At 48.8% G+C, this 24253-nt stretch carries 17 protein-coding genes and 3 pseudogenes; 16 read left to right on the forward strand and 4 right to left on the reverse strand.

Going from position 1 to position 24253, the window contains the following annotated elements:
- Positions 1-122: 122 nt before the first annotated feature.
- Positions 123-539 carry a PaaI family thioesterase gene (locus IC804_RS16640; RefSeq protein WP_008879495.1) on the reverse strand — a complete coding sequence of 139 codons (417 nt, stop codon included), beginning with the start codon at positions 537-539 and terminating at the stop codon, positions 123-125.
- Between the two features lie 143 nt (positions 540-682).
- On the opposite strand from IC804_RS16640, the gene hutG reads away from it, so the two are divergent.
- The 6 genes from hutG to IC804_RS18930 all read left to right on the forward strand — a co-directional run bounded on the left by hutG (position 683) and on the right by IC804_RS18930 (position 8413).
- Positions 683-1651 (forward strand): formimidoylglutamase, encoded by a 969-nt coding sequence (hutG, locus tag IC804_RS16645; RefSeq protein WP_035499195.1) that lies wholly within the window; start codon positions 683-685, stop codon positions 1649-1651.
- 4 nt (positions 1652-1655) lie between these two features.
- The gene (locus IC804_RS16650) at positions 1656-3131 is read left to right on the forward strand and encodes a helix-turn-helix domain-containing protein (RefSeq protein ID WP_081157250.1); all 1476 of its coding nucleotides are present in this window, start codon (positions 1656-1658) and stop codon (positions 3129-3131) included.
- Positions 3132-3300: 169 nt separating this feature from the next.
- On the forward strand, positions 3301-4956 hold the full coding sequence (gene hutU, locus IC804_RS16655; protein ID WP_369802843.1) for a urocanate hydratase: 1656 nt from the start codon (positions 3301-3303) through the stop codon (positions 4954-4956).
- A 15-nt stretch (positions 4957-4971) separates the two neighbouring features.
- Positions 4972-6246 (forward strand): imidazolonepropionase, encoded by a 1275-nt coding sequence (gene hutI / locus IC804_RS16660; RefSeq protein WP_081157251.1) that lies wholly within the window; start codon positions 4972-4974, stop codon positions 6244-6246.
- Positions 6247-6342: 96 nt separating this feature from the next.
- A complete protein-coding gene (locus tag IC804_RS16665; RefSeq protein WP_081157252.1) occupies positions 6343-7671 on the forward strand; it encodes a YjiH family protein in 1329 nt (442 codons plus the stop codon).
- Positions 7672-8086: 415 nt separating this feature from the next.
- Positions 8087-8413: a DUF4871 domain-containing protein gene (locus tag IC804_RS18930; protein ID WP_255505862.1), complete on the forward strand. Its 327-nt coding sequence runs from the start codon at positions 8087-8089 to the stop codon at positions 8411-8413.
- A gap of 330 nt (positions 8414-8743) precedes the next feature.
- Here IC804_RS18930 and mscL read toward each other — a convergent pair whose 3' ends face one another.
- Positions 8744-9139: a large conductance mechanosensitive channel protein MscL gene (gene mscL, locus IC804_RS16675; protein ID WP_011887221.1), complete on the reverse strand. Its 396-nt coding sequence runs from the start codon at positions 9137-9139 to the stop codon at positions 8744-8746.
- Between the two features lie 147 nt (positions 9140-9286).
- Between mscL and IC804_RS16680 the strand changes: the two genes are divergently transcribed.
- From IC804_RS16680 to IC804_RS16690, 3 genes are all read left to right on the forward strand, one after another.
- Positions 9287-10507 carry a YeeE/YedE family protein gene (locus IC804_RS16680; protein WP_190300627.1) on the forward strand — a complete coding sequence of 407 codons (1221 nt, stop codon included), beginning with the start codon at positions 9287-9289 and terminating at the stop codon, positions 10505-10507.
- Between the two features lie 123 nt (positions 10508-10630).
- Positions 10631-11569, forward strand: a complete 939-nt coding sequence (locus tag IC804_RS16685; RefSeq protein ID WP_223812834.1) for a carbohydrate kinase family protein — start codon at positions 10631-10633, stop codon at positions 11567-11569.
- Positions 11569-12474: a pseudouridine-5'-phosphate glycosidase gene (locus tag IC804_RS16690; RefSeq protein ID WP_081157255.1), complete on the forward strand. Its 906-nt coding sequence runs from the start codon at positions 11569-11571 to the stop codon at positions 12472-12474. Before IC804_RS16685 ends, IC804_RS16690 begins: the two co-directional genes overlap by 1 nt.
- A 125-nt stretch (positions 12475-12599) precedes the next feature.
- On the opposite strand, the gene IC804_RS16695 is transcribed toward IC804_RS16690, so the two are convergent.
- The gene (locus IC804_RS16695; protein WP_029760528.1) at positions 12600-13367 is read right to left on the reverse strand and encodes a DODA-type extradiol aromatic ring-opening family dioxygenase; all 768 of its coding nucleotides are present in this window, start codon (positions 13365-13367) and stop codon (positions 12600-12602) included.
- Positions 13368-13744: 377 nt separating this feature from the next.
- Between IC804_RS16695 and IC804_RS16700 the strand changes: the two genes are divergently transcribed.
- From IC804_RS16700 to IC804_RS16725, 6 genes and pseudogenes are all read left to right on the forward strand, one after another.
- A complete protein-coding gene (locus tag IC804_RS16700; RefSeq protein ID WP_008879483.1) occupies positions 13745-14284 on the forward strand; it encodes a cupin domain-containing protein in 540 nt (179 codons plus the stop codon).
- A 305-nt stretch (positions 14285-14589) separates the two neighbouring features.
- Positions 14590-15848, forward strand: a pseudogene (locus IC804_RS16705) (MrcB family domain-containing protein); the annotation flags it as partial.
- Positions 15838-16194: a hypothetical protein gene (locus IC804_RS19145; protein WP_327997423.1), complete on the forward strand. Its 357-nt coding sequence runs from the start codon at positions 15838-15840 to the stop codon at positions 16192-16194. The pseudogene IC804_RS16705 and the gene IC804_RS19145, both read left to right, overlap by 11 nt.
- A 197-nt stretch (positions 16195-16391) precedes the next feature.
- Positions 16392-19638: pseudogene (locus IC804_RS16715) on the forward strand (helicase-related protein).
- Between the two features lie 71 nt (positions 19639-19709).
- Entirely contained in the window at positions 19710-20405 is a 696-nt protein-coding gene (locus IC804_RS16720) for a DUF4391 domain-containing protein (protein ID WP_255505863.1), read from the forward strand.
- A 13-nt stretch (positions 20406-20418) separates the two neighbouring features.
- A pseudogene (locus IC804_RS16725) lies at positions 20419-21114 on the forward strand (site-specific DNA-methyltransferase); the annotation flags it as partial.
- 84 nt (positions 21115-21198) lie between these two features.
- Here the strand turns inward: IC804_RS16725 and IC804_RS16730 are convergent.
- Entirely contained in the window at positions 21199-22866 is a 1668-nt protein-coding gene (locus tag IC804_RS16730; protein ID WP_190300628.1) for an IS1634 family transposase, read from the reverse strand.
- 142 nt (positions 22867-23008) lie between these two features.
- Here IC804_RS16730 and IC804_RS16735 point away from each other — a divergent pair, with 142 nt between their 5' ends.
- Entirely contained in the window at positions 23009-24250 is a 1242-nt protein-coding gene (locus IC804_RS16735) for a DNA methyltransferase (protein ID WP_223812959.1), read from the forward strand.
- Positions 24251-24253: the final 3 nt, after the last annotated feature.

Consider the following 24253-nt stretch of genomic DNA (forward strand, 5'->3'; position numbering starts at 1 on the left):
AGCTGGAGTTCGACTAAGGACGGCAATGTTGCTTTCGCGTTTAGTTTCTCTATTGGAGAAATCACGTTGTTGTATATTATCAACCTTCTAGCGTCCAAGAACGTTTAGTAGACATTGTTCTTTCATCGTTTGTCCATAATCAGCACCGATGACGTAGCGCTTGCTACCTCTTTGCCGTTTTGCCGTACGGTGGCGGTCACATAGGCGATAGTCCGGCCGAATTTTTCCACTTGTGCCTCGATTTCTGCTTCTCCGGCTTCCATCGGACGATGAAATGTCGTTTGCAAGTTGATTGACGCATGGAGTTGATCATCGCGAAGCAAGGTCGTCACCGCATAAGCCATCATAATGTCTGCCGCCGCTCCGACAAATCCGCCCATGATCACCCCATTGCCGTTAAGCAATGATTCGCTTACCGTCCATACACCTTTCGCATAGCCGTCCCGAGCTTCCGTCAAGTGAACGCCAAGTGTTACGTCGCATGGCGGCGGCGCGCTTTGACCAGTGATCACCTCGTGCAAGTTCGTCAATTGCTTCATCTCTAACACCCTTTCTGTTATGAATCATGGTGGTTGTATTCGCCAAACAGCGACGATTTCCTCTTTTCTCGTTGGGAGGAAGGAGAATGGAAAAGAGAAAGCGAAAAAGTCCAATCGAGGAAAACCGAAAGGAGGAAGAGTGGATGTACCAACCACCAGAGGCGAGCTGCTGGACGGGGCGGGTGGACAGTGTGAGCGATGAACGGGCGTTTCGTCTCCATCAGCGCATTCGCCTATTAGATTTATCGGGGCCATTAACGCCGTTGGAACAAGCAGCGGCTTTTATTGGATTTGTGTGCGACGAGGGAGTGCGCCGCAATCAAGGACGCCAAGGAGCGAAAGAGGCGCCAGCCGCCGTGAAAGCAGCGTTGGCGCGGTTGCCATGGCATCTTCCATCAGGAGCGTCGATCTACGATGCAGGCGATATCGTTTGTGCTGACGGACGTCTCGAACAAAGCCAGGCCGAACTCGGAAAAGCCATCGCCCGCCTGTTGCAGAGCGGGGTGGCGCCGGTGGTGATCGGCGGCGGCCATGAGACGGCGTATGGCCATTACTTGGGCGTCCGTGCAGCGCTTGGGCCGAACGCTCGATTGGGCATCATCAATATTGACGCTCATTTCGATTTGCGTCCGTACGACAACGGGCCGACGTCAGGGACGATGTTTCGGCAAATATTAGATGAAGATAAACAGGTGGGGTATTGCTGCTTAGGGATTCAGCGGCTTGGGAACACGGCAGCGCTGTTTGCGGACGCGGAGAGGTACGGATGCGAATACATACTCGAAGAACAGCTAACGGCGGGAGCGATCGAGGCGGCTTATGAACGAATTGAACAATTTGCCTTGAGGCATGACAGCATAATATTGACCATTTGCATGGACGCGATCAGTGCGGCTGCAGCGCCAGGAGTGAGCGCGCCGTCGCCGTTTGGACTCTCTCCATCATTGGCACGTGCGCTCATTCGCCGAATCGTTTCCCACCCGAAAACAATCAGTGTGGATCTTTGCGAAGTCAATCCGCTCGTTGATGAAGGCGGAAAAACAGTGGCGTTAGCCGCCGCCTTCTGCATGGAAGCGCTTCTTCATTTTCGACGTTTGCAACCGAGGCGGTGAGAAGATGAAATTGGTCATTGCCGAACGGGATCACAACGAACGGGAGGCGATCCGCTGGCTTGTGTCTGCGTATTCACTGCCGATTGAGCAAGTGTACACGGCGGCCACGGTGGAGGAGATGAGGGCGCTTCTAGAGCGGGAGGCGCCGGAGCTATTGTATGTCGAATTAGATATGATTCCGTATGAACAATGGGGGAAAGCGACGTCTTGCATCCGTTTGTTTTGCCAGCGGGTGATTGCGGTGACCGCCGAGGCGACATTCGCGCGGGCAAAACAAGCCATCGATTTACAATGCGTCGATTTGCTTGTGAAGCCGCTTGAGCCCGCCAAACTGAAACAAGCGTTGAGAACGGCGGCTTCGCTTTCCGCTGGCGGTGAACGCCCCCGTCTTGATGCCCATTTTGACGATTATCGCCCGTTATTTTACGAGGACTTTGCTGACGTCTCCTTCCATGTATGGCTGGTGCAAGCGGAACAGCCTTCCCTATCTGCTGAGGTGGTTCGCTTTTTAACGAGCTATCCGTTTCGCCGGCGTGCGCGCGTATTACCGTTGACTCATATGGCGGTGTGCCTTTTTCCCGAGCTGCCGGGCAATGGAAAGGAAGAAGCATGGAAGATGATGCGCGATTGGGAGGAGGAACATCATGAACCGTTGGCGGTGGTCATCATGCCACCGGATGGTCAGCAATCGGTGCGTATGCGCTATCAAGCTGCCCGCCGGCTGCTCGAGACGACATTTTTTATCGGCTACCAGCAAGTGATTGCTCCAGCGCCTGAATATGAACGGTGGCGTGAGTTGGATCCGTTTTTGACGCCGGAAGAGCAACGACAATGGGTTGAAATGCTTGAGCAGTTTGACCACGAGGCGGTCAAACGATGGTTGCAGAATGAATTTTCCCATTGGACGCCGCCGTTTCCGAGCCCAGAGATGGTGCGCACGCGGCTGACGAGCATCTTGGCGCAAATCCGGCGATTTATGAAAACATACCGTCTTGACCACGGCACGATGGAATGTGAGTACATGCGTCTATTTCAAGACATTTTGTACAATCCTGTGCTGTATCGTATCGTCCAAGAATTGATTTTGTTTTTATACCGGCTGCTCCACGAAGCGAGGAGGGCTGAGGAAGGTGCGCGTGTCGACGCCATCGAACGGGGGCTTCGCTATATGGAAACGCATTTTCGCGATCCGTCGCTCACGCTGGAGCGGACCGCGGCAGCAGCCGGACGCAGCCCTGCGTATTTCAGCCATTTGTTGTCGACAAAGCGCGGTGTGACGTTTCGCCAATGGCTGACGAAACGGCGACTCGAGGAGGCAAAGCGGTTGCTTCGACAAACCGACTTGTCTGTGAAAGAAATCGCCGAACAGACTGGGTTTCGGACAGCTCATTATTTGACGCGCGTCTTTAAAGCCGAACTGAACCGGACGCCGACCGCCTACCGTGATGAACAACGGCTCCATCGGTCATCACCGCAGTAGACAGTTTTTTCGAAAGAAATGAACATATATCAAAAGAAATGGACGGATGTGGTATAAAGAAATATGAAATTTCTAAAAAAACGGATCAACTTTAAAAGAAGAGCATCTATCTCCCTCCTCTTGGCTTCCTTCATAATAAAAAGCAAAGAGGAAAAAGAGGGGGATGACGATGGGAAATAAACGGATGGTTCAAGCGCTTTCAGGAACAACGCGGCAAGCGAAAGGATGGATTCAGGAAGCAGCGCTCCGCATGTTAAACAACAACTTGCATCCGGATGTCGCCGAACGACCGGATGAATTGATCGTCTACGGCGGCATCGGTAAAGCGGCGCGCAACTGGGAATGTTATGAGGCGATTGTGGACACTCTTCTTCGTTTAGAAAACGATGAGACATTGCTCATTCAATCGGGGAAGCCGGTCGCGGTGTTTCGCACCCATCCGAACGCGCCGCGCGTGCTCATCGCCAACTCTAACCTCGTGCCGGCATGGGCGACGTGGGACCATTTCCATGAACTCGACAAAAAAGGATTGATCATGTACGGGCAAATGACGGCCGGCAGCTGGATTTACATCGGAAGCCAAGGCATCGTTCAAGGGACGTACGAAACGTTCGCCGAAGTGGCGCGCCAGCACTTTGGCGGCACACTGGCGGGAACGATCACGGTCACGGCTGGCCTTGGCGGCATGGGTGGGGCGCAGCCGTTGGCAGTGACGATGAACGGCGGCGTCTGTATTGCTATCGAAGTCGACCCGGCTCGCATCCAGCGCCGTCTTGACACGAAATATCTTGACACGATGACTGACAGCCTAGACGTCGCGCTTCAAATGGCAAAACAAGCGAAAGAAGAGAAAAAAGCGCTGTCGATCGGTCTTGTCGGCAATGCGGCCGAAGTGCTGCCGCAGCTCGTTGACATAGGCTTTATTCCTGACGTTTTGACCGATCAAACGTCCGCTCATGATCCGTTAAATGGCTACATTCCTGCTCGTTTGACACTCGAGGAAGCCGCCGAGCTGCGGGTTCGCGATCCGAAGCAGTATGTTGCTCGTGCCAAACAATCGATCGCTGAGCACGTAAGGGCGATGCTTGTGATGCAAAAACAAGGGGCAGTGACGTTTGATTACGGCAACAACATTCGTCAAGTGGCGAAAGACGAAGGAGTCGAGGATGCCTTCTCCTTCCCGGGGTTTGTGCCAGCTTACATCCGCCCGCTCTTTTGCGAAGGAAAAGGCCCGTTCCGTTGGGTGGCGCTCTCCGGCGACCCAGAAGACATTTATAAGACGGATGAAGTCATTTTGCGCGAATTCAGCGATAATGAACGCCTTTGCCATTGGATTCGCATGGCGCAAAAACAAATCAAGTTTCAAGGGCTGCCGGCGCGCATTTGCTGGCTCGGTTACGGCGAACGGGCGAAGTTCGGGAAAATCATTAACGACATGGTTGCTCGCGGCGAATTGAAGGCGCCGATCGTCATCGGCCGCGATCATTTAGATTCGGGATCTGTCGCCTCGCCGAACCGAGAAACGGAAGGAATGAAAGATGGAAGTGACGCCATTGCCGACTGGCCGATTTTAAACGCGCTATTGAATGCGGTCGGCGGTGCGAGCTGGGTGTCGGTTCACCATGGCGGCGGCGTCGGTATGGGCTATTCGCTTCATGCTGGCATGGTTATTGTCGCCGATGGCACGAAAGAGGCGGAAGAACGGTTGGCGCGTGTGTTGACGACCGATCCGGGACTTGGTGTCGTCCGCCACGCTGACGCGGGGTATGAGCTCGCCATTCGCACGGCGAAAGAAAAAGGTATTGATATGCCAATGCTGAAGTAGAAAAGGGGAGATAAGATGCGCCCACTCTTTATCCGCCGCGCTCGCCAACTCGTCACGCTGGCGGGAAGCTCCGCGGCTCCGCTTGTCAGAGAAAAGATGAACGACCTTCAAATCATTGAAAACGGAAGCGTCTGGATCGAGCGGGGGGTGATCATTGCCGTTGGTCCGGACGATGAACTGGCTCACCGATTTGCCGATCGGATCGGTGAGGCGGATGTGATTGACGCCCGCGGCAAAACGGTCACTCCTGGACTCATCGACCCCCACACTCATCTCGTGTACGCCGGCAGCCGTGAACATGAATGGACGATGCGTCTCCGTGGGGCGACGTATATGGAGATCATGAATGCTGGCGGCGGCATTCATGCGACGACAAAAGCGACACGCGAGGCGTCGGAAGAAATGCTGTATGAGGAAAGCAAGCGGCGGCTGGATCTGTTTTTGCTTCATGGTGTCACAACCGTTGAGGCGAAAAGCGGCTACGGTTTAAGCTTTGAAGGCGAAATCAAGCAGCTCGAAGTTGCCAAGAGGCTTCATGACACCCACCCGGTTGATGTCGTTTCCACTTTTCTTGGTGCTCATGCCGTCCCGCCGGAGTGGAAGGACGATCGGGATGGATACATCCGCTTGATCATGGAAGTAATGATTCCTGAGGTCAGCCGTCGAGGCTTGGCCGAGTTCAACGATGTTTTCTGTGAGCGTGGTGTGTTTACCCCTGATGAGGCGCGCCGCATCCTCGAAGCGGGCAAGGCGCACGGCTTGACGCCGAAAATCCACGCCGATGAAATCGAACCGTACGGCGGTGCCGAACTGGCTGCTGAGGTTGGGGCGATTTCGGCCGACCACTTGCTCCGTGCGTCTGATGAAGGCCTCCGCCGCATGGCGGAGCGCGGCGTGATCGGCGTTCTTTTGCCAGGTACGGCATTTTTCTTAATGACCCAGGCCGCTGACGCCCGCCGCTTGATCGACAACGGCGTTCCTGTCGCCCTAGCGACTGACTGCAATCCTGGTTCATCGCCGACCGTTTCACTGCCGCTTGTCATGAGCCTTGCCTGTTTGCATATGCGCATGACCCCGGCTGAGGCGCTCGCCGCCGCCACAATCAACGCCGCCCACGCCATCGGCCGCTCTCACGTGATCGGCAGCCTTGAACCGGGCAAGAAAGCGGATTTGGCCATTTTCAACGCCGCAAACTATATGCAAATCATGTACTATTACGGCGTCAACCATACGGAGATGGTGATTAAGGATGGGAAGATCGTGGTGAATGAAGGCAAGGTATGCATCTGAAGGGGAATAGTCTTCCGTGGAGGTGTTTGGCGACCGGGAGCGGGATGCTTCCGGTTGCATCGTCTTGTGTAAGAAGAACAATGGGGGTGGAGGAAAATGAAAACGGATACAAATGTACCGCCATCCGTACCGACACCAACGCCAACAAGCGGTGCATGGAAGTTTTTCGTCTTTAGTGCCATCGGTATTTTCGTATTTTTTGTCCCGGTGTCCATCGGAGGCACATCATCGATTTTACTCGATCATATTGTTACATGGATTCGCGCGCAGTTCCCGGGACTCGTACCGTATTATGCGCTTATTGTTATTGCTCTTGGAGCGATCCATCCATTCCATAATAAGACGTGGAACAAAGACGCGGTCACTGCTGTTTTTTCCATTTTCAAAGTACTTGGCTTGATCGTGGCTGTCATGCTTGTGTTTCAGATTGGTCCGGCATGGCTGTTTCAGCCGGATATGGGGCCGTTTTTGTACGATAAGCTCGTCATTTCCGTCGGCTTGCTTGTGCCGATTGGTTCCGTTTTTCTCGCTCTGCTTGTTGGTTACGGGCTTCTTGAATTCGTCGGTGTTTGGATGCAGCCGATCATGCGGCCGATTTGGAAAACACCGGGCCGCTCGGCCATCGATGCTGTTGCCTCCTTTGTCGGTAGCTACTCCATTGGCCTTTTGATCACGAACAAAGTGTTCAAAGAGGGCAAATATACGGTGAAAGAGGCGGCAATCATCGCCACCGGTTTTTCCACCGTATCCGTCACATTTATGGTGGTTGTCGCCAAAACGTTAGGGCTCATGTCGATATGGAACACGTATTTTTGGGTGACATTTCTTGTCACATTTGCCGTTACAGCCATCACCGCACGGATTTGGCCGCTAAGTCGCATGAGCGATGAGTATTACGACGGCAAGGGGGACCCCGAGCAAAGAGTGACGGGGAACTATATGAAACAAGCTTGGTCTGAGGCGATGAAAGCGGTAGCGCAGTCAAAAGGAATCGGGACGAACATATGGGAAAACTTGCGCGATGGCTTTATGATGACGATGGGCATTTTGCCTTCGATTATGTCGGTCGGACTGATCGGGCTGCTGCTCGCTGAATATACGCCGTTGTTTGATTGGCTGGGGTATTTGTTTTATCCGTTTACTCTTCTCTTGCAAATTCCAGAGCCGTTGTTGGCAGCGAAAGCCTCCGCTATCGAGATTGCCGAAATGTTTTTGCCGGCCTTGCTTGTCACCGAAGCTCCGCTCGTAACGAAATTTATTATTGCCGTTGTATCAATTTCCGCCATCTTGTTCTTTTCCGCTGTCATCCCATGCATTGTATCGACCGAAATTCCACTTAGCTTGCCGAAATTGCTCGTCATTTGGTTTGAGCGGACGGTGTTGACGCTCATCCTCACCGCACCGCTGGCATACTGGCTTCTTTGACAACCGGTTGATGCTGAAGAGAGTGATCAGATGCTTTTCCTACAACAAGAACAATTGTCAATGAAGGTAGCGACCGTTTGCTCATCATGCTTGTCGGAGCGGTCAAATGAAGCGCACTGAAGATGAAAATTCATCCAGGCCCAAAGACTCTTTCCTTTTTATAATAGTGATTAGCGAAAACAAACAGGAACTAGGAAGGAGAGGGTGTATGGTGTATTTACTCAAGCCCTTGCTCGTGATGGTCATCCTTTTTTCCTTATCCGCATGCAGTATATGGGAAAAGAATGAAAGACAAGTTCATTCCCCTCCGTCTACCGTTAGTGATATTGAAAAACTACCTATAAAAATAGATCAGAACATCATTGAGCGCATCAATTGGGAAGTAAGTCCGGTTTTTCAATCTGGAAATTGTTTGATGCGCGGAGTGCCGAATAAAGTGGGGTTCATTGATGCACCGTTTACAGCCAATCAAGGGAACAAATACATGTGGCATTTCTGGGGGGATTCCATTCCAGAAGGAAAGCTGACAATCGTGGCCGTGAAAAAAGGAAGCAACGATGTCGCCCCTGCGTTAACCGTAGACGGAAAAAGTGTTTGGACAACGTCAGTTCCAGGGAGTCCGAACAATGAGGCGGACGCCCATATTCCATCAAATATGAAACTGAGAGAATCCGGAACATGGGCCTTGCTTATTTATCTCGGAAACACGTACTGGGACTACGTTGTCATCGACGTCCATTGAACGGCGAGAGACTCCTTGATACAAACTGACCCACATAATCAGTGAAGCTAAAGGTGTTACCGCCTCTTTGCCCTGGCTATAGACCGTTGGTGTAAAGGTGGTCAGTGCAAGTGGAAGACAATCATCCACCCCAACGCTTCGTTCGCTTGAGGGTGGATGATTTCGTTTGATCGTACCAGTATGGAAACTCCAAAACTTGTGAAAGCGATCGTAACCATCAATGCTTCAAATATCGTCATTAGCACCACTCTTCAATCGACTATGTCATGTATCGTCAAGAGAATTGATGAACATCGGTTTTGAAAGCCCGTCCACATCATAGACAACCGCTCACATCGTTTCTCGTTGTTGCTTTAACAAATCGCGGATTTCAGTGAGCAGCTCTTCTTCTTTTGTCAAAGTCGGTTCTGTTTCCTCCATCTCTTCTTGTTTTTTCACACGCTCATATAGTTTGTTAATCAGTTTGACAAACAGGAAAATCGAGAAGGCAATGATCAAAAAATCAACGACCGTTTGAATAAATGCGCCGTATTTGACTACCGCCTTGCCGACTTTCCATGATAAGTTGCTAAAATCGATGCCGCCTAAAAGCAACCCGACAAGTGGCATGATGATGTCATTGACGAGCGAGGAAACGATTTTGCCAAACGCTCCACCGATGATCACCCCAACGGCTAAATCGATGACATTGCCGCGGATGGCAAATTTTTTAAATTCGTTCCACATACGAATCCCCTTCCTTAGAATGGTGTTCTTCCGCATTATATCATAAATCGCCACGTGGCATTTCTCCAGCCCAAATCATAGAAAATCCATCATATTTATAGTATTATAAAATATATTAAATTAACGAATAAAAGGGGGATATGCACCGTGGAAATGACTGCGCAGCGAGATGTTCGCGCGAAACAGGCAGCAAACGCCCCGAAAAATCCAACCGCATGGATCATTGCGGTCTCCTGTTTTGTGTTAATCGGCGGAGCACTGTTCTTATATAGCCGCGTGTCTTGGCAACAGGCGCTTTTGTACGTGCTGGGTGCGTTTGGCGGCTTTGTGCTTTATCAAGCCCATTTCGGTTTTACTTCGGCCTGGCGGAAATTCATTTTGTACCGTCAAGGGGAAGGCATTCGAGCACAGATGGTCATGATGGCGGTGGCAAGTGCGTTGTTTTTGCCGTTGCTGATAAAAGGATCGATATTCGGCCATTCCGTTGCTGGGAATGTGCATGAAGTCGGCATTGCTGTCATGATTGGTGCCTTTATTTTCGGGATCGGCATGCAGCTGGGTGACGGCTGCGCGTCCGGGACGCTGTACCATATTGGCGGCGGTGATACGAACGGTGTCGTCACCTTGATCGGGTTTATCGCTGGATCGGTCATTGCGACGACGCATTTTGATGTTTGGATGCGTATGCCGCACGTCGATCCGATTTCGCTTATTGCTTCGTTTGGTGCATGGGGCGGCTTTCTGCTGCAACTTGTTTTGCTGGCGGTTGTCTATTATGTCGTGACGGTGATGGAAAAGCGGCGCCACGGCAAGCTGTTGACGACACCGCTTGAACACCGCCACGGATGGAAAACCATTTACAAAGGCCCATGGTCATTGTTGGTTGGCGCGTTATTATTGGCGCTGATGAACGTGCTTGTTCTCATATTCAAAGGTTCGCCGTGGGGCATCACATCCGCATTCGCCTTGTGGGGAGCGAAGTTTGTCCAGCTGTTTGGTGTCGATCCGACGGCTTGGGCGTATTGGCAAGATGAGGCGAAACGGCAGGCGCTCGCCAATCCGCTCTACTACGATACAACGACGGTCATGGACATTAGCTTAATGTTCGGCGCCTTATTGGCCGCAGCGCTCGCTGGCCGCTATGCGAAACCCGTGCAATGGAAGCGGCCGACGCGCATGACAATCGGTGCACTCATCGGTGGATTGATGATGGGATACGGTGCCCGGTTGGCGTTCGGCTGCAACATCGGCGCGTATTTCAGCGGCATCGCTTCCTTCAGCGTCCATGGTTGGATTTGGTTTGTGTTTGCTTTCCTTGGCAGCTTGATCGGTGTCAAGTTGCGTCCGTATTGCGCATATAAAAACTAGCAATCTTGCATCCCGCTTATACGCGGGATGCGTTTTTCATTTGTAGGGGCTGTATGATACAATAGTAAAGATTGGAAGCAGAGGCGTCATTTTCGAATGGATGCGATGGAAAGGATGAGAGACATGCGAACGAAAGGTTCCATCGTCTGCATCGGCGGGGTGAACGTCGATCGGAAAGCGCGGCTGCTTGTGCCGTTTGAGCTCGGCACGTCCCATCCTGTTGTGAGCACGCAAACAGCAGGTGGGGTGGCGAGAAACATCGCCGAAAATATCGGTAGGCTCGGGCAAAACGTTGTGCTCCTCAGCGTAGTCGGTGGCGACCATGACGGTCAATGGCTCATTGATGCCACGAGTCCATATGTTGACACAAGGATGGTCACACGAATACCGGAAGCGAACACCGGCGCATATACGGCGGTGCTCGATGAGCGTGGCGAGATGGTGCTCGCCTTGGCCGATATGGCGATTTATGATACAGTAGGGAACGAATGGCTGAAGCAGCGATGGTTGAAATTCGGTCCGATTTCTGCTGTCGTGCTCGATACGAATTTTCCGACTGATGTCATCTCATGGGTGATCGAGCAGTGCCGCCAAGACCGCCTTCCGCTTTGCGTCGTGACTGTGTCCGTGCCCAAAGTGAAGCGGTTGCCGACGGTTCTTTCCGGTGTCACTTGGCTTGTCACGAATCAGGCGGAAGCCATGGCGCTTGCGGGGAAACGCCGCCTTGATGATGCGATCGAATCGCTTTTTCGTTTGGGAGTGGAAAATGTCGTCATCACGCGCGGGGCTGAGGGCGTCGTGTACGCGACAAGGAAAGGGGAGAGGGGAGCGATTGCAGCTCCTGTGGTCAAGGTTGCCGATGCTACCGGGGCGGGCGATGCGTTCGCAGCTGGATTTTTGTATGGCGTCTTGAACGGACATATGGTGGAAGACGCCTGCCGCCTCGGGATAAGCAACGCGGCTTTGACGCTGCAAACCGCCGAAACGGTAAATCCCGCTTTGACGGAACAACGGTTGCGAGCGGCGTATGAACAGTATTTTCACGAGGGAGGAGAATCATAATGAACGACATCCTTGTTTTTTCTGAAGAAGTGGCCGCAGCGAAAGCGGAACGCAAGCCAATCGTCGCTTTGGAGTCAACGATCATTTCCCACGGCATGCCGTACCCGGAAAACGTCCAAACAGCGAAAGAGGTTGAACAACTGATCCGCAGCCGCGGTGCTGTGCCGGCGACGATCGCCATCATCGATGGAAAGATGAAAATCGGGCTAACGGATGACGAGCTTGAATTTTTAGGCACAAGCTGTGACATTGAAAAAGTGAGCCGCCGCGATTTGCCATATGTCGTCGCAAAAAAGAAACATGGGGCGACCACCGTGGCAGCGACGATGATTTGTGCGGCGATGGCGGGCATTAACGTGTTTGCGACCGGCGGCATCGGCGGGGTACACCGTGGGGCCGAGCGGACGATGGACATCTCAGCTGACTTGCAAGAACTCGCGCAAACAAACGTCGCCGTCGTCTGTGCAGGGGCGAAATCGATTTTGGATTTAGGCTTGACGCTCGAGTATCTAGAGACGCACGGTGTTCCGGTCCTTGGCTATCAGACGGACATCCTGCCAGCCTTTTACTCACGGACAAGCCCGTTTCGCGTCGACTACCGTTTAGACAGCGCAGAAGAAATCGCCCAGTTCATTGAAACGAAATGGGCGCTCGGCTTAGACGGCGGCATCGTCGTCGCCAATCCGGTTCCGCAAGAAGACGAGCTCGAGGAATCGTACATTACTTCCATCATTGAACAAGCGCTTAAGGAGGCAGAAGAAAAGCACATCACCGGCAAAGCGGTCACCCCGTTTTTGCTAGATCGGGTGAAAACATTAACTGAAGGGAAAAGTTTAAAAGCGAACATCGCCCTAGTGAAAAACAATGCTGTTTTAGCGGCGGATATTGCCCGGGCGCTTTCGTAAGGAGTGCTGTGACCAGCGATTCTCCCTGATTTTCGTGATCGCTTCACAGTCGGGGGCTCCTCGCTGATTTCTCAGAGGAAAAGACGGCCCGCCCTGCATGTTTCAAGCAAGGTCGGGCCGCCTCGTTAAAAGGCTACCGCCATGAGGCTTAAGTTTCCATACTGATAGTCGCGGAACAAGACGCGCGGTGCTTGGTTGTGATCACCTGCGCCGTAAGCGATCCAGTATGGTGCGAGGTGCTCGGGGGTCGGTACGGCCTGCTTGGCGTAAGGTGCTTTTTCTTCATAATGGAATACATCCTCACTGCGGGCGGCTGACTCGCGCAGCAGCCAGTCATCAAAAGCAGTCGCCCATCTTTCTGCCTCTACATGCCCTTCCCAGCGAAGCGCCATCAAGTTGTGCACCGTCCCGCCACTTCCGATGATCATCACCCCTTCATCGCGCAACGGGCGCAGCGCTTCGCCGAGCTGGAACAATTGCTTTGGCGTCCACCACGGCACGACCGATGCTTGCACGACCGGGATGTCCGCCCTTGGAAACATGCGGTGGAGCACCACCCATGAACCGTGATCAAGCCCGCGCGTTTGATCGACGGCTACTTCCGCCACACGAGCAAGGTGCTCCCGCACGCGTTCCGCCCACTCGACCGATCCGTGTGCCGGATAAACGATTTCATACAAGTCGCGCGGAAATCCAGAAAAATCATAAATCATTCCATACGTCCCTTCCACTGCTGAAACCGTCGGTTTGCGCGTCATCCAATGCGCCGTAAAGACGACGAGCGCCTTGGGGGACATTCCTTCCCCGAGCTTCTCCAAAAAGGAGGTATACGCATGATCCTCGATCGCCAACATCGGCGACCCATGAGCGAGAAACAAAGCAGGAGCTTTCATTGTCCATTCCTCCTCAAATAAGAGAACTTGACAGCGTCCCGTCGTGCACGCCTGAGTTGATTGCCTTATCCCCATTGTAGCACATCCCTCTCTCGTCATCATCTCGAGTTCTAGACATGAGCGAAATGGAAAATCGGTATTTTCCATCAACGATCTTTTGAACCAGCGGAACCGTCGGATATCCCCTGATGTCTTGGCCCATCACTCGCCATCGGGCAGGCCTCCAATCGTAGATGGGAGAACATTGCGCATTTACCGCCGATGGCAGCCTTTTTGTGAGCAGGAGGAGGCACAGAAAAGATATGCCTAAAACACGAGTCAACTTCTTTGTGGTTGTGCATAAGATGACGGTGACTAATCAGTGAAGAGGTGGAGCGATGTATACCGTGTCTTTTTTACCTTCCTATCCTTCTGTCTACCCGTATATGCATCCGTATCCAGCTTATGTTTATCCACCGGTGCACAATTACGGCGGGTTGCCTTACGGTTCGGTTCCGTACAAAGAGAATATCAAGCTGAAAGATTACGGGCCGGAGCCGTTTGTCATTTCGATTAGCGAGGCGGCAAAACAAAACAATACGTACCGCACCGCTTTATGGACCGGACCGCATTTGCAAGTGACGTTAATGAGCTTGAATGTCGGGGAAGATATCGGATTGGAAATTCACCCCTATGTCGATCAATTTTTGCGCATTGAACAAGGAGAAGGAATCGTCCGAATGGGCAGAAGGAAAGACAAGTTGACGTTTGAGAGAAACGTACGTGCCGGTTCCGCGATCATGGTTCCAGCCGGAACATGGCATAATGTTATCAACACCGGAACGATCCCGCTCAAGCTCTATTCCATCTATGCACCCCCGCAGCACCCGCACGGCACTGTGCACCGAACAAAGGCCGATGCCCTCGCAGCTGAATAGAAAACAAGCGGCTTGAGAAATGAGCGCTATATCTCAAGCCGTTTTTTTTGTCCCACATTCTCCGATTGCCTGTCCTCGTGCGTTGGGGAGTTCAGAGCCCTATCAATCATTGGGCGATGAAACCATCCGTCTTGTTCGAACGGACGCAAAGAAGGGAGGTATCGTTGGTAAGTGAAGAGCAGCGATGTTCTGTGCATTGATGCATAAAGCGGCTCTCCTGCTAATGGGAGAAGCCGCTTTTTTAGTAGAATAGAAGAAAAGTAGAAAAGAAGAAAGGGGAATTTTGCGAGAAGGAGACGTTTCTGATGGCATTGCATGATTTTTTCCGCCAAGTCATGGCCATTGATGAAGAAGAAAAACGCGAAAAACTGTCAAAAGAGCGGTGGGCGTTTCAACTCGTGACAAAAGCGATTCCGAAAAAGATAAAAGCGCTGCCGTTTGTTGAGCCCGACCGATATATCGTCAAAGGTTCAGTCGGCCAAGGAGTGTGGACCGATGCGCCGTGGGTGGCGGTGATGGACAAAAAGGTGACGGATTCTACACAGCGCGGCTATTATATCGTCTACTTGTTCAGCGAGGATATGTGTCGGCTCTATTTGACACTCGCCCAAGGAGTGACAGAAACGAAGCGAGATGAAATGGAGCGGGTGAAGCGGGATATCCGTCAGCAGATTCCTGTTGGGGGTCGCGTGCAAACTGATAACGCCATCCGTCTCAGTGCAAGCAAACGGGCGAAAGAATATGAGCGGTCAGTGGCGGTGTATATTGCCTATTCGTTTGACAATCTGCCGTCCAATGAACAACTCGTGAGCGACTTGAAAACGATGATCGGCTATTACCGACAATACGTGGAACGAACAGAAAAGATGACGCCGTTTAAGCAATCGCTCTCCGATCGGTCAGTCGTCGAACATATTCATTTCTACATAACCGCTAAAGGATTTTACTATACGCAAGAAGAAGTGATGAATCTTTTTCTTTCACTAAAAACAAAACCGTTTGTCATTTTGTCCGGCATTTCCGGAACAGGGAAAACGAAAATCGCCCAATGGCTGGCTGAAAGCGTCGGTGCGACGGAAGACAACGGGCAGTTCATCTTAATTCCCGTTTGCCCAGATTGGAACGATGGCTCTGACTTGCTTGGCTATGTCGACATTAAGGGCGATTTCAAGCCTGGGCCGCTCACCAATGTCATTACCGAAGCCGAGAACCATCCGGACAAGCCGTATTTCGTTGTGCTGGATGAAATGAACCTCGCTCGCGTCGAGCATTATTTCAGCGACGTCTTAAGCGTGATGGGAAGCCGCCGTTGGGAAAATGGCCGCATTATTTCGTCGCGGCTACTGCCGAAAGAAACGGCGGGGCGTGATCTCTTTCTCCCGCCAAACGTCTATATCATCGGCACCGTCAACATGGACGAAACAACCCACCCCTTCAGCAAAAAGTGCTTGATCGGGCGAATACGATCGAGTTCAATCGCATCCGGCTCGACCATCTTGACTTTTTGCGCGACTTGCCAACCGTCGCACCGCTGTCAGGCGGACAAGAATGGTTTGCGGCTCGGTAGTCGGGTCGGCTACGGCATCGCCGTCTATGCGATGACGACGCTTAATACAATCAAACAAGCAAAAGAGCTGCCCGAGCTGTTCATGAAATCAAGCGAGGAAATTGCCCTTTGGCGCTTGCTGCGGCGGCTGTCTGATCGTGTCCGATTCGACCTTGACGCCCGTTACTTGGATCAGGCGTCAAAAATCACGGCATACTGTGTCAAAAACTTGCTCATCCACCTTGAAGACGGCCTACTCACAATCATGGACGGCACGAAGCAAAAAACGATTGCCGCTAAACTGCTTCGCAAACAGCCATCAACCGTGTTTCGAGAAGTTGTGGGGATGATGGGAGAGGTGTAGAAAACGAAGAACTTATTATTGTAAGGTAAGGACGTAGGAAAGACAAAACTGATGTTTTTTGTGAATGAAGGTCTATTTCCAACAAGAATTTTGCCTGTAAGACGATTTATTCGACGAATTTCGACAATGCTCGATTGTTTTTTTTAGTAAAATAGAATTATGTTAACGAAAGAGATAAAAGGGAGCATCGGTTTTTGATGAAAGCAAAAGGAATAATTGACAATAGACAAAACGGTTTAGTAGGCGACGTTCTAAAAGCGCATATGACAAAAGGCAGCAAATTATCAATTGCTGCTGCGCACTTTACTTTATATGCGTTTGCGGAGCTAAAAAAAGAGCTATCACAACTCGATGAATTCCGTTTCATTTTCACAGAACCTACCTTTGTGCACGGAAACCGCTTGTTAAAAGGGCTAATGGAGAAAAACGAAGCGGCACTGTATGGGGTAGAAGAAGAGAGAAAATATAAAGTAGAGTTAAACCAAGCATACATAGCAAAAGAATTAGCGAAATGGCTGAAACGAAAAGCACAAATTAAATCCGTCACCAATCAGCGCATTCAAGGCGGTTTGTATCATGTCAAGAACAACGATGGAGCGCAAATCGGCTTAATTGGTGGTGCACCGTTCTCCAGCTCTGGACTAGGCTACAGCAACTCTTCCAATATTTATATTAACCATATTGTCGACGATGAGCATGCCAATACCCAACTGCTTCGTCAGTTTGATGCCATTTGGCAAGATGAGCAGGCGTTGCAAGATGTGAAAGATGAAATATTGCGACGCTTGGAAGTGATGTATAAAGAAAATTCACCGGAGTTCATTTACTTCGTGACGCTCTACAATCTATTTAAAGGCTTCTTACAAGATGCGAAAAACTATGAATCCCTACAAACAAGAACAGGATTTGAAAATACGGTCATTTGGAACAAACTTTACGATTTTCAGCGCGATGGGGTAATTGGCGCCATCAATAAAATCGAAACGTATGGGGGATGCATCATCGCCGACAGCGTTGGACTTGGAAAAACGTTTGAGGCGTTAGCGGTCATTAAATATTACGAACTGCGCAATCATCGCGTCCTCGTGCTGGCGCCAAAAAAATTAAGGGAAAACTGGGCTATTTACCGTTTAAATGATAAGCGCAACATTTTGGCTGAAGACCGCTTTTCCTATGACTTGCTCAACCATACCGATTTATCGCGCGAGCGCGGATATAGCGGCGATATTAATTTGGAACATGTGAACTGGGGAAATTATGATTTAGTTGTTATCGACGAATCGCATAACTTTCGTAACAACGATCCGCGCAACGACCGGGTGACGAGATATTCCCGCTTGATGAACGACATTATTAAAGCGGGAGTGAAAACGAAAGTGTTAATGCTTTCTGCCACTCCTGTCAATAACAAGCTCGATGATTTAAAGAACCAGATTGCCTTCATTACGGAAGGTAACGATAAAGCGCTAGCGGAAACGGCGAACATCAAAAGCATCAGCCAAACGATCCGCCGAGCGCAGTCGCAGTTCAACAAATGGAGCAATCTTCCTGAAGAAGAGCGGACTACTGAGCGGTTGTTAGATATGCTAAACTGGGATTATTTCACCTTGCTTGACTCATTAACCATTGCCCGTTCGCGCCGTCATATCGAGAAATATTACAATGTAAACGCGATCGGCTCGTTTCCGATCCGCTTGAAGCCAATCAATATTAAAGAAACGATTGACGCCAAAGATGAATTTCCGCCGCTGGAGAAGATCAATAATGAAATATTGCGGCTGCGGTTGGCGGTATATTCGCCGATGCAATATATTTTGCCTCATAAAAGGGCTATTTATAACGAAAAGTACGATACGAAAGTGGCAAACGGAAGAATTTTTAAACAAACCGACCGGGAAAATAACCTTGTCTATTTAATGAAGTCCAACTTGTTGAAACGATTGGAAAGCAGCATTCATTCCTTTTCTTTAACATTGGAAAACATCATTCATCAGATTGATTCGCACATTCAAAAAATCGATCAATATGACCCGAAAAACGAAACGATCGGAGATATTAACAATATAGATATGGAAGATCCAGACTTAGAAGATGCGTTAATCGGCTCGAAAGTGAAAATTTTCATCAAAGATATGGACTTAATCCGCTGGAAGCAAGACATATTATATGACCGCGAGATTTTGGAGAAGCTGCTTGCCCAAGCGCGAAAAGTAACGCCGGAGCGTGATAAAAAATTATTGGCATTGAAAAATGTCATTCAAAACAAAATCGAAAATCCGATTAACGGCCAAAACAAGAAATTGCTCATTTTTACCGCGTTTGCGGATACGGCGAAATATTTATATGAAAACTTGCACAAGTGGATTTATCGTCATTTTGGTTTGCACACTGCTGTTGTAACTGGCTCGGATCATCCAAAGACAACATTAAAAATGAAAAAAGTCGATTTTAATAATGTCTTAATGAACTTTTCACCTATTTCGAAGGAACGGGCAAAAATAATGCCCGAGATGAAAGAAGAGATTGACATACTGATCGCTACCGACTGTATTTCCGAAGGACAAAACTTGCAAGACTGTGATTATCTCGTTAACTATGATATCCATTGGAATCCAGTTCGTATTATTCAACGTTTTGGTCGTATCGATCGGATTGGCAGCAAAAATGAACGAATTCAACTCGTTAACTTCTGGCCATCGATAGAACTTGATGAATATATTAATCTCGTCAACAGGGTAAAAGACCGAATGACCATTCTTGATATTTCTTCCACCGGAGAAGAAAATGTCATTGCCGACAACAGCAATGAAATGAAAGATTTGGAATACCGCCGTAAACAGCTCGAAAAACTGCAAAATGAAGTCATTGATCTAGAGGACATTTCCGGAAACATTTCTTTAACCGATTTTACGTTAGACGACTTCCGCATGGATTTATTAAATTTCATGAAGGAACATAAAGAAGCCGTAGAAAAAGCGCCACTAGGGCTTTTTAGCATTACCGTGAATAAAAACGAAAAGCTAAAAGACGAAATTCAACCTGGGGTTATTTTCTGTCTAAAACAAATCGATCACGTTGCATCATCAAACGAACAAAACGCGCTCCATCCATATTATTTAGTGTACGTGCGGGAAGACGGCACGGTGTTGTATAACCATGTCCACGTAAAGAAAATTTTGGATTTATACCGTTCGCTATGCAACGGAAAAAAAAGAAGTGGAGTGGGATTTATACGAAACGTTTTACCAAGAGACGAAAAACGGAAAAGACATGGGGCAATATAAGACGCTGCTGGAAAAAGCGGTGGAAGATATCGTTGGCAAAATCGATCAGCAAATAACGCTGAACATATTTAATCTCGGAAACTTGGATAGCTTAGTGACGAACGCGAATACGAGTTTGCAAGACTTTGAGATTATCTCTTATCTTATCATTAAAGGGTGAGAGCGGTGGATGGATTCACATTTTATGCTAGAATAGGGCTGGACGATAAAGTCCGCCCTTTACATAAGAAGTTGGATAAAAAAATGTTTTACGATTTTGCCGATTTAACGAAAAAGGAAAAAGACTATATTACGAAATACGTCGATCGGATCGAGCTAACGTATTTACTGACTCCGAGTGTGGTGAATATCCAGCCATTCATCAATGAGGATTACCATTACGAAGGAGTTATGTTTATCACGATTCGATTAAGGCAGGAAACGAAAGATGCCCACCTTTCTGTCATTGGCGAAATTATCCAAGGAGCATTGCCAAACCCTGTCGTCATTGTATTTGAAAAAGAAGGAAATATTCAGGTTGGTACGTGTTTAAAGCGATTAAACAAAATCGATAAAACACAAGTTGTTTTAGAGGAATTTGCGTATACTCCGTGGTTTTCATCCAACAGTGATGATGAAGCGGTTCAGCAATTTATTGATGCGATTCATATAACAGCGCTATCTTTTTCCCACTTCTTTCGGTTTTATCAAGACATTCATATCGCGGTACAGGCGTTTCAGCACGCGAAAGCGGTCGGCGCGTTTTACATTGCTACTGACGAAGAATCGCGTCAACTGATTGCGCAAATTGAACAAGCGGAAGCGGAAATTGCGAAATGGAAAAACAAGATTAAAAAAGAAACGCAGTTTAACCGGAAAGTAGAGTATAACATGAAAATTCAACAGCTAACGAAGCAAATCGAGCAGTGGAAACAACAATTACAATGAAAGGGGAAGCACGATGGAAAAACTAGATGGAAAATCGATGGATATTGTAAAAGCGAATATCGAGGCGTTAAAGCAACTATTTCCGGACGTGGTCACCGAGGGAAAAATCGATTTTGAAAAATTAAAACTGATTCTTGGGGAAGAGATCGAAGCACGCAATGAAAAATATGAATTCACATGGCATGGCAAAACACAGGCAATGAAACTCGCGCAAACGCCGTCCACTGGCACGCTGAGACCGGACAAAGCATCCAGCAAAAACTGGGATACAACGGAAAACCTTTATATTGAAGGCGACAACCTCGAAGTATTGAAGCTGTTGCAAAAATCGTATTTCGGAAAGATTAAAATGATCTATATCGATCCGCCATATAATACAGGGAAGGATTTTGTGTACAAAGATGATTTTCGCGATAATATCAAAAATTACAAAGAAATCACGCAGCAGACGACAAAAGCGAATACGGAAACAAGCGGACGGTATCATACCGATTGGTTGAATATGATGTATCCGAGATTGAAATTAGCAAGGAATTTATTAACAGATGACGGGGTAATTTTTATTAGTATCGATGATACGGAAGTAGCAAACTTAAGGAAAATACTTGATGAAATTTTTGGCGAAAATAACTTTATTGCGTCAATTACTCGTAATACAAATAGTTCTAAAAATCAATCTTTATTTGTTTCTGTTAGTCATGCCCGAGTTCGACAGTCACTAGGCAAACAAAATGCCTCTCGCCCCTTGATACAAAAGGGATCGGAGGCATTTGGGCACACTTCGGGCGTGTATCTAGGTGCGAGGGTGGATGCCTAGAATCTTTGGAGGAGGTTCCAGCCCTAGAGCCGCAAGGAATAGCGCTTGTTTGGCCGTCAGTTCGGTTCGTTGATAAAGGTCGCCGTTTTTTGAAGAAAAATGTCCAAGCATGAGACGCTCGCATTCGTCTCTTACTTTCGGCCACGATTCATGAGTTCGGATCTCCACGATCCGAACCAGCAAGAGAGCCAGCCAACTGAGCAGCACATGCGCCCGGATACGGTCTTCCAAGCGATGATACATGGGGCGCAGCTCGAGTGTTGATTTCAACGTCCGAAAGGCCTGCTCGATATCCACCAGTTGCTTATACCCGAGCGCGACATCCTCGGCAGACAAGGTGTCATCGGAGGTTCGGATGAGATATTTGCCATCGTACTTTTCCGCTTCACGAACCGCTTGCTTGTCGATGCGAAGCGTTCCATCCTTCAATTGACGCAAGTATTTTCCGTAGGACGGATGGGAACGCAGCCGGCAGGTGGCCTTATGATGAGCTTCATTGGGGAGTTGGCGAAGCCCCTCCAACTCCTCTTTCAGCGATTCGAGCAGCGTTTCCCGTTCCTTGCGTTGGCGTTCGGCTTCGCTGGGATTGTACACGAGAACATAGCGCTGACGCGCTTCTCCGTCGCCCACGATGATTTCTTTGATATGCAAGTTCTCGCGAACTTGTTGGTAGCGCCCGCGACGGTTTAGGGCCTCTTCGACGGCGGCTTTGCCGGACCGCATTTTTTCGCCGACAATGTAGTGTCCCCCGGCCTGTTGCAAGATTCGCAAATTCTCTTCAGACGAAAATCCGCGGTCCATCACGCTGATCACACGCCCAAGCTTCCAGCCAATCAAGTCTTGTTTCACCTGTTTGATGACCGTCATATCCATCGTATTGCCAGGCCATACCCAAGCGCGAATGGGGACTCCTTCCCGGGTAACGGCCAGTCCAATGACGATTTGGACCAAATCGGGACGCTTATCTTTGGAAAACCCCTGCTTTCGAAGCGATTCTCCTTCTGGTGTTTCGGATGGATCCACTTCGAAGTACGACGAAGTCGTATCAAAGTAAATCAAATCGACTTCCAGGTTCAATAAATCGGCCACGGCATGGAACACTTGGCGTTCCAATTCCGGCTGCACAGCCAGCAGCTCATCCATCGCCCGGTACAACTGGTGGCTGGCGACTTGGGGAAGATGAGGGATATGCACGTCTTTCTCCACCCACTCCTCCATCGCCAACTTGCTTGACGGATGAAGGGCACGATTCGCCACCATGGCAAAAATCAGCCGTTCCAACGGAATCTGATGATGTCGGGAGGCAAACAAGGAGTGGAGAATCTCTCCCAATCCCAGTTGTCTCCAGAGCTGATCCAAAAGCCAAGCGCCACCAAGGCGTTTGCTTGATTGAAACTGAAAGTCATCCGACACTTCTCCTGTCAACGTCTCGATTTCCCAAGCCTGCTCAGGAGAAAGGAATCGCGAAATGCTTTTGGCCAGACGCTCCAAGACAGCGCGATCCACCTCGTCTTCGCGCCCAAACGAATAAATCACCTTCGCTTTCGCATATTTGGCCTTCGGATCCCATTCGTTGTGAGCAAGCTGGAGATACGCCACGGTCGTTCCATCTTTGTTTTTGCGTGTTACTCGCCGTATGTACATGCCTATATTATAACCGATATTCAGCTGTTTTAAAAGTTAAAATAAACAAGTCGTGTGCCTATGAAATTCAGTGTTTTTTTCTAGGATCCGCATCGCGAAATCTTTGATATAACAGCATTTTGGCCATTTTCATTTGCCTAAAATGGCCTCAAAACTGTCGAACTCGGGTCATGATTATTGTTTAATTTATGCAAGAGATATTTCTGTATTATCCACTAAGCATGCTGAAAATAAATGGTCGGTTCCTAAAAATAATATAGAAGAGTATAAACGTAAAATCGAAGAGTTGAAAAATCTGGGGTTAAGTAATGAGCAAATAACTGAAGAATTAAAACAATTAACTAAATATCCAAGGTTTATAGATTTTGTTAATTACTGGTATGTTGATGAGAGAGGTGTATATCGTAAAGATAATTTAGGAGGGGTAAAGAATGGAAATATGACCCCAATTATTAATCCTTTAACTGGAAAAGAAGATCCTGTGCCACCCGGAGGATTTAGATATAGTCCTGAAAAATTGAATGAACTAATTAAAGAAAATAGAATACATTTTCACACAGATGGTAGCCTACCAACGATAAAAAGATATTTAGATGAAAATCTCACACAAAGACCTAAATCAATCATGTCCGATGATCAAAGACCAGATAATGCATTACTAAAAGAATTTAATACGCCATTTGATAATCCTAAACAGCTAGCATTTATGAAAAGAATATTAAGTGTGGGTGATAAGGATTCGATTATTTTAGACTTTTTCTCCGGCTCTGCAACTACCGCTCACGCAGTAATGCAATTAAATGCAGAAGACGGCGGAAATCGCAAGTTTATTATGGTGCAGTTGCCAGAGAAGACCGATGAAAAATCGGAGGCGTATAAAGCAGGGTATAAAAACATTTGTGAAATCGGCAAAGAACGCATCCGTCGTGCGGGTGAGAAAATCGTTCAGGAAACAGGAAAAACGGATTTAGATATTGGTTTTAAAGTGTTTAAGCTCGATTCTTCCAACGTGAAAACATGGGATCCTGATTTCGACAACTTGGAGCAAACCCTTTTCGATTTGCAGGATAATATTAAAGAAGACCGCACGAAAGAAGATTTGTTGTATGAGATTTTGCTGAAAATCGGTCTGCCGCTTACCACACCAATTGAAGAAATTGATTATAACGGCAAAACGATTTATAACGTTGCCTACGGTTCCGTGTTGGTATGTCTAGAAGACGACATCGACTTGGATATCGTTCAGGAGATGATGAAATATCAATCCGAGCATATGCCGCCGAAAGTCATTTTTAAAGAGTCCGGCTTTATAAGCGACGCGGTGAAAACAAATGCCTTGCAAACGTTGAAAAAGCACGGCATTACGGATGTTAGGAGTGTGTAACCG

Source organism: Geobacillus sp. 47C-IIb (genome assembly GCF_014679705.1).
Classification (GTDB): domain Bacteria; phylum Bacillota; class Bacilli; order Bacillales; family Anoxybacillaceae; genus Geobacillus; species Geobacillus thermodenitrificans.

What these genes read in the sequence shown, in the direction of transcription:
- IC804_RS16690 (WP_081157255.1), top strand. Translation starts at nt 11,569, where the DNA reads ATGAACGACATCCTTGTTTTTTCTGAAGAAGTGGCCGCAGCGAAAGCG.
- hutU (WP_369802843.1), top strand. Translation starts at nt 3,301, where the DNA reads ATGGGAAATAAACGGATGGTTCAAGCGCTTTCAGGAACAACGCGGCAA.
- IC804_RS16700 (WP_008879483.1), top strand. Translation starts at nt 13,745, where the DNA reads ATGTATACCGTGTCTTTTTTACCTTCCTATCCTTCTGTCTACCCGTAT.
- IC804_RS16695 (WP_029760528.1), bottom strand. Translation starts at nt 13,367, where the DNA reads ATGAAAGCTCCTGCTTTGTTTCTCGCTCATGGGTCGCCGATGTTGGCG.
- hutI (WP_081157251.1), top strand. Translation starts at nt 4,972, where the DNA reads ATGCGCCCACTCTTTATCCGCCGCGCTCGCCAACTCGTCACGCTGGCG.
- IC804_RS18930 (WP_255505862.1), top strand. Translation starts at nt 8,087, where the DNA reads ATGCGCGGAGTGCCGAATAAAGTGGGGTTCATTGATGCACCGTTTACA.
- mscL (WP_011887221.1), bottom strand. Translation starts at nt 9,139, where the DNA reads ATGTGGAACGAATTTAAAAAATTTGCCATCCGCGGCAATGTCATCGAT.
- IC804_RS16665 (WP_081157252.1), top strand. Translation starts at nt 6,343, where the DNA reads ATGAAAACGGATACAAATGTACCGCCATCCGTACCGACACCAACGCCA.
- IC804_RS16730 (WP_190300628.1), bottom strand. Translation starts at nt 22,866, where the DNA reads ATGTACATACGGCGAGTAACACGCAAAAACAAAGATGGAACGACCGTG.
- IC804_RS16650 (WP_081157250.1), top strand. Translation starts at nt 1,656, where the DNA reads ATGAAATTGGTCATTGCCGAACGGGATCACAACGAACGGGAGGCGATC.
- IC804_RS16640 (WP_008879495.1), bottom strand. Translation starts at nt 539, where the DNA reads ATGAAGCAATTGACGAACTTGCACGAGGTGATCACTGGTCAAAGCGCG.
- IC804_RS16685 (WP_223812834.1), top strand. Translation starts at nt 10,631, where the DNA reads ATGCGAACGAAAGGTTCCATCGTCTGCATCGGCGGGGTGAACGTCGAT.
- hutG (WP_035499195.1), top strand. Translation starts at nt 683, where the DNA reads ATGTACCAACCACCAGAGGCGAGCTGCTGGACGGGGCGGGTGGACAGT.
- IC804_RS16735 (WP_223812959.1), top strand. Translation starts at nt 23,009, where the DNA reads ATGGCCTCAAAACTGTCGAACTCGGGTCATGATTATTGTTTAATTTAT.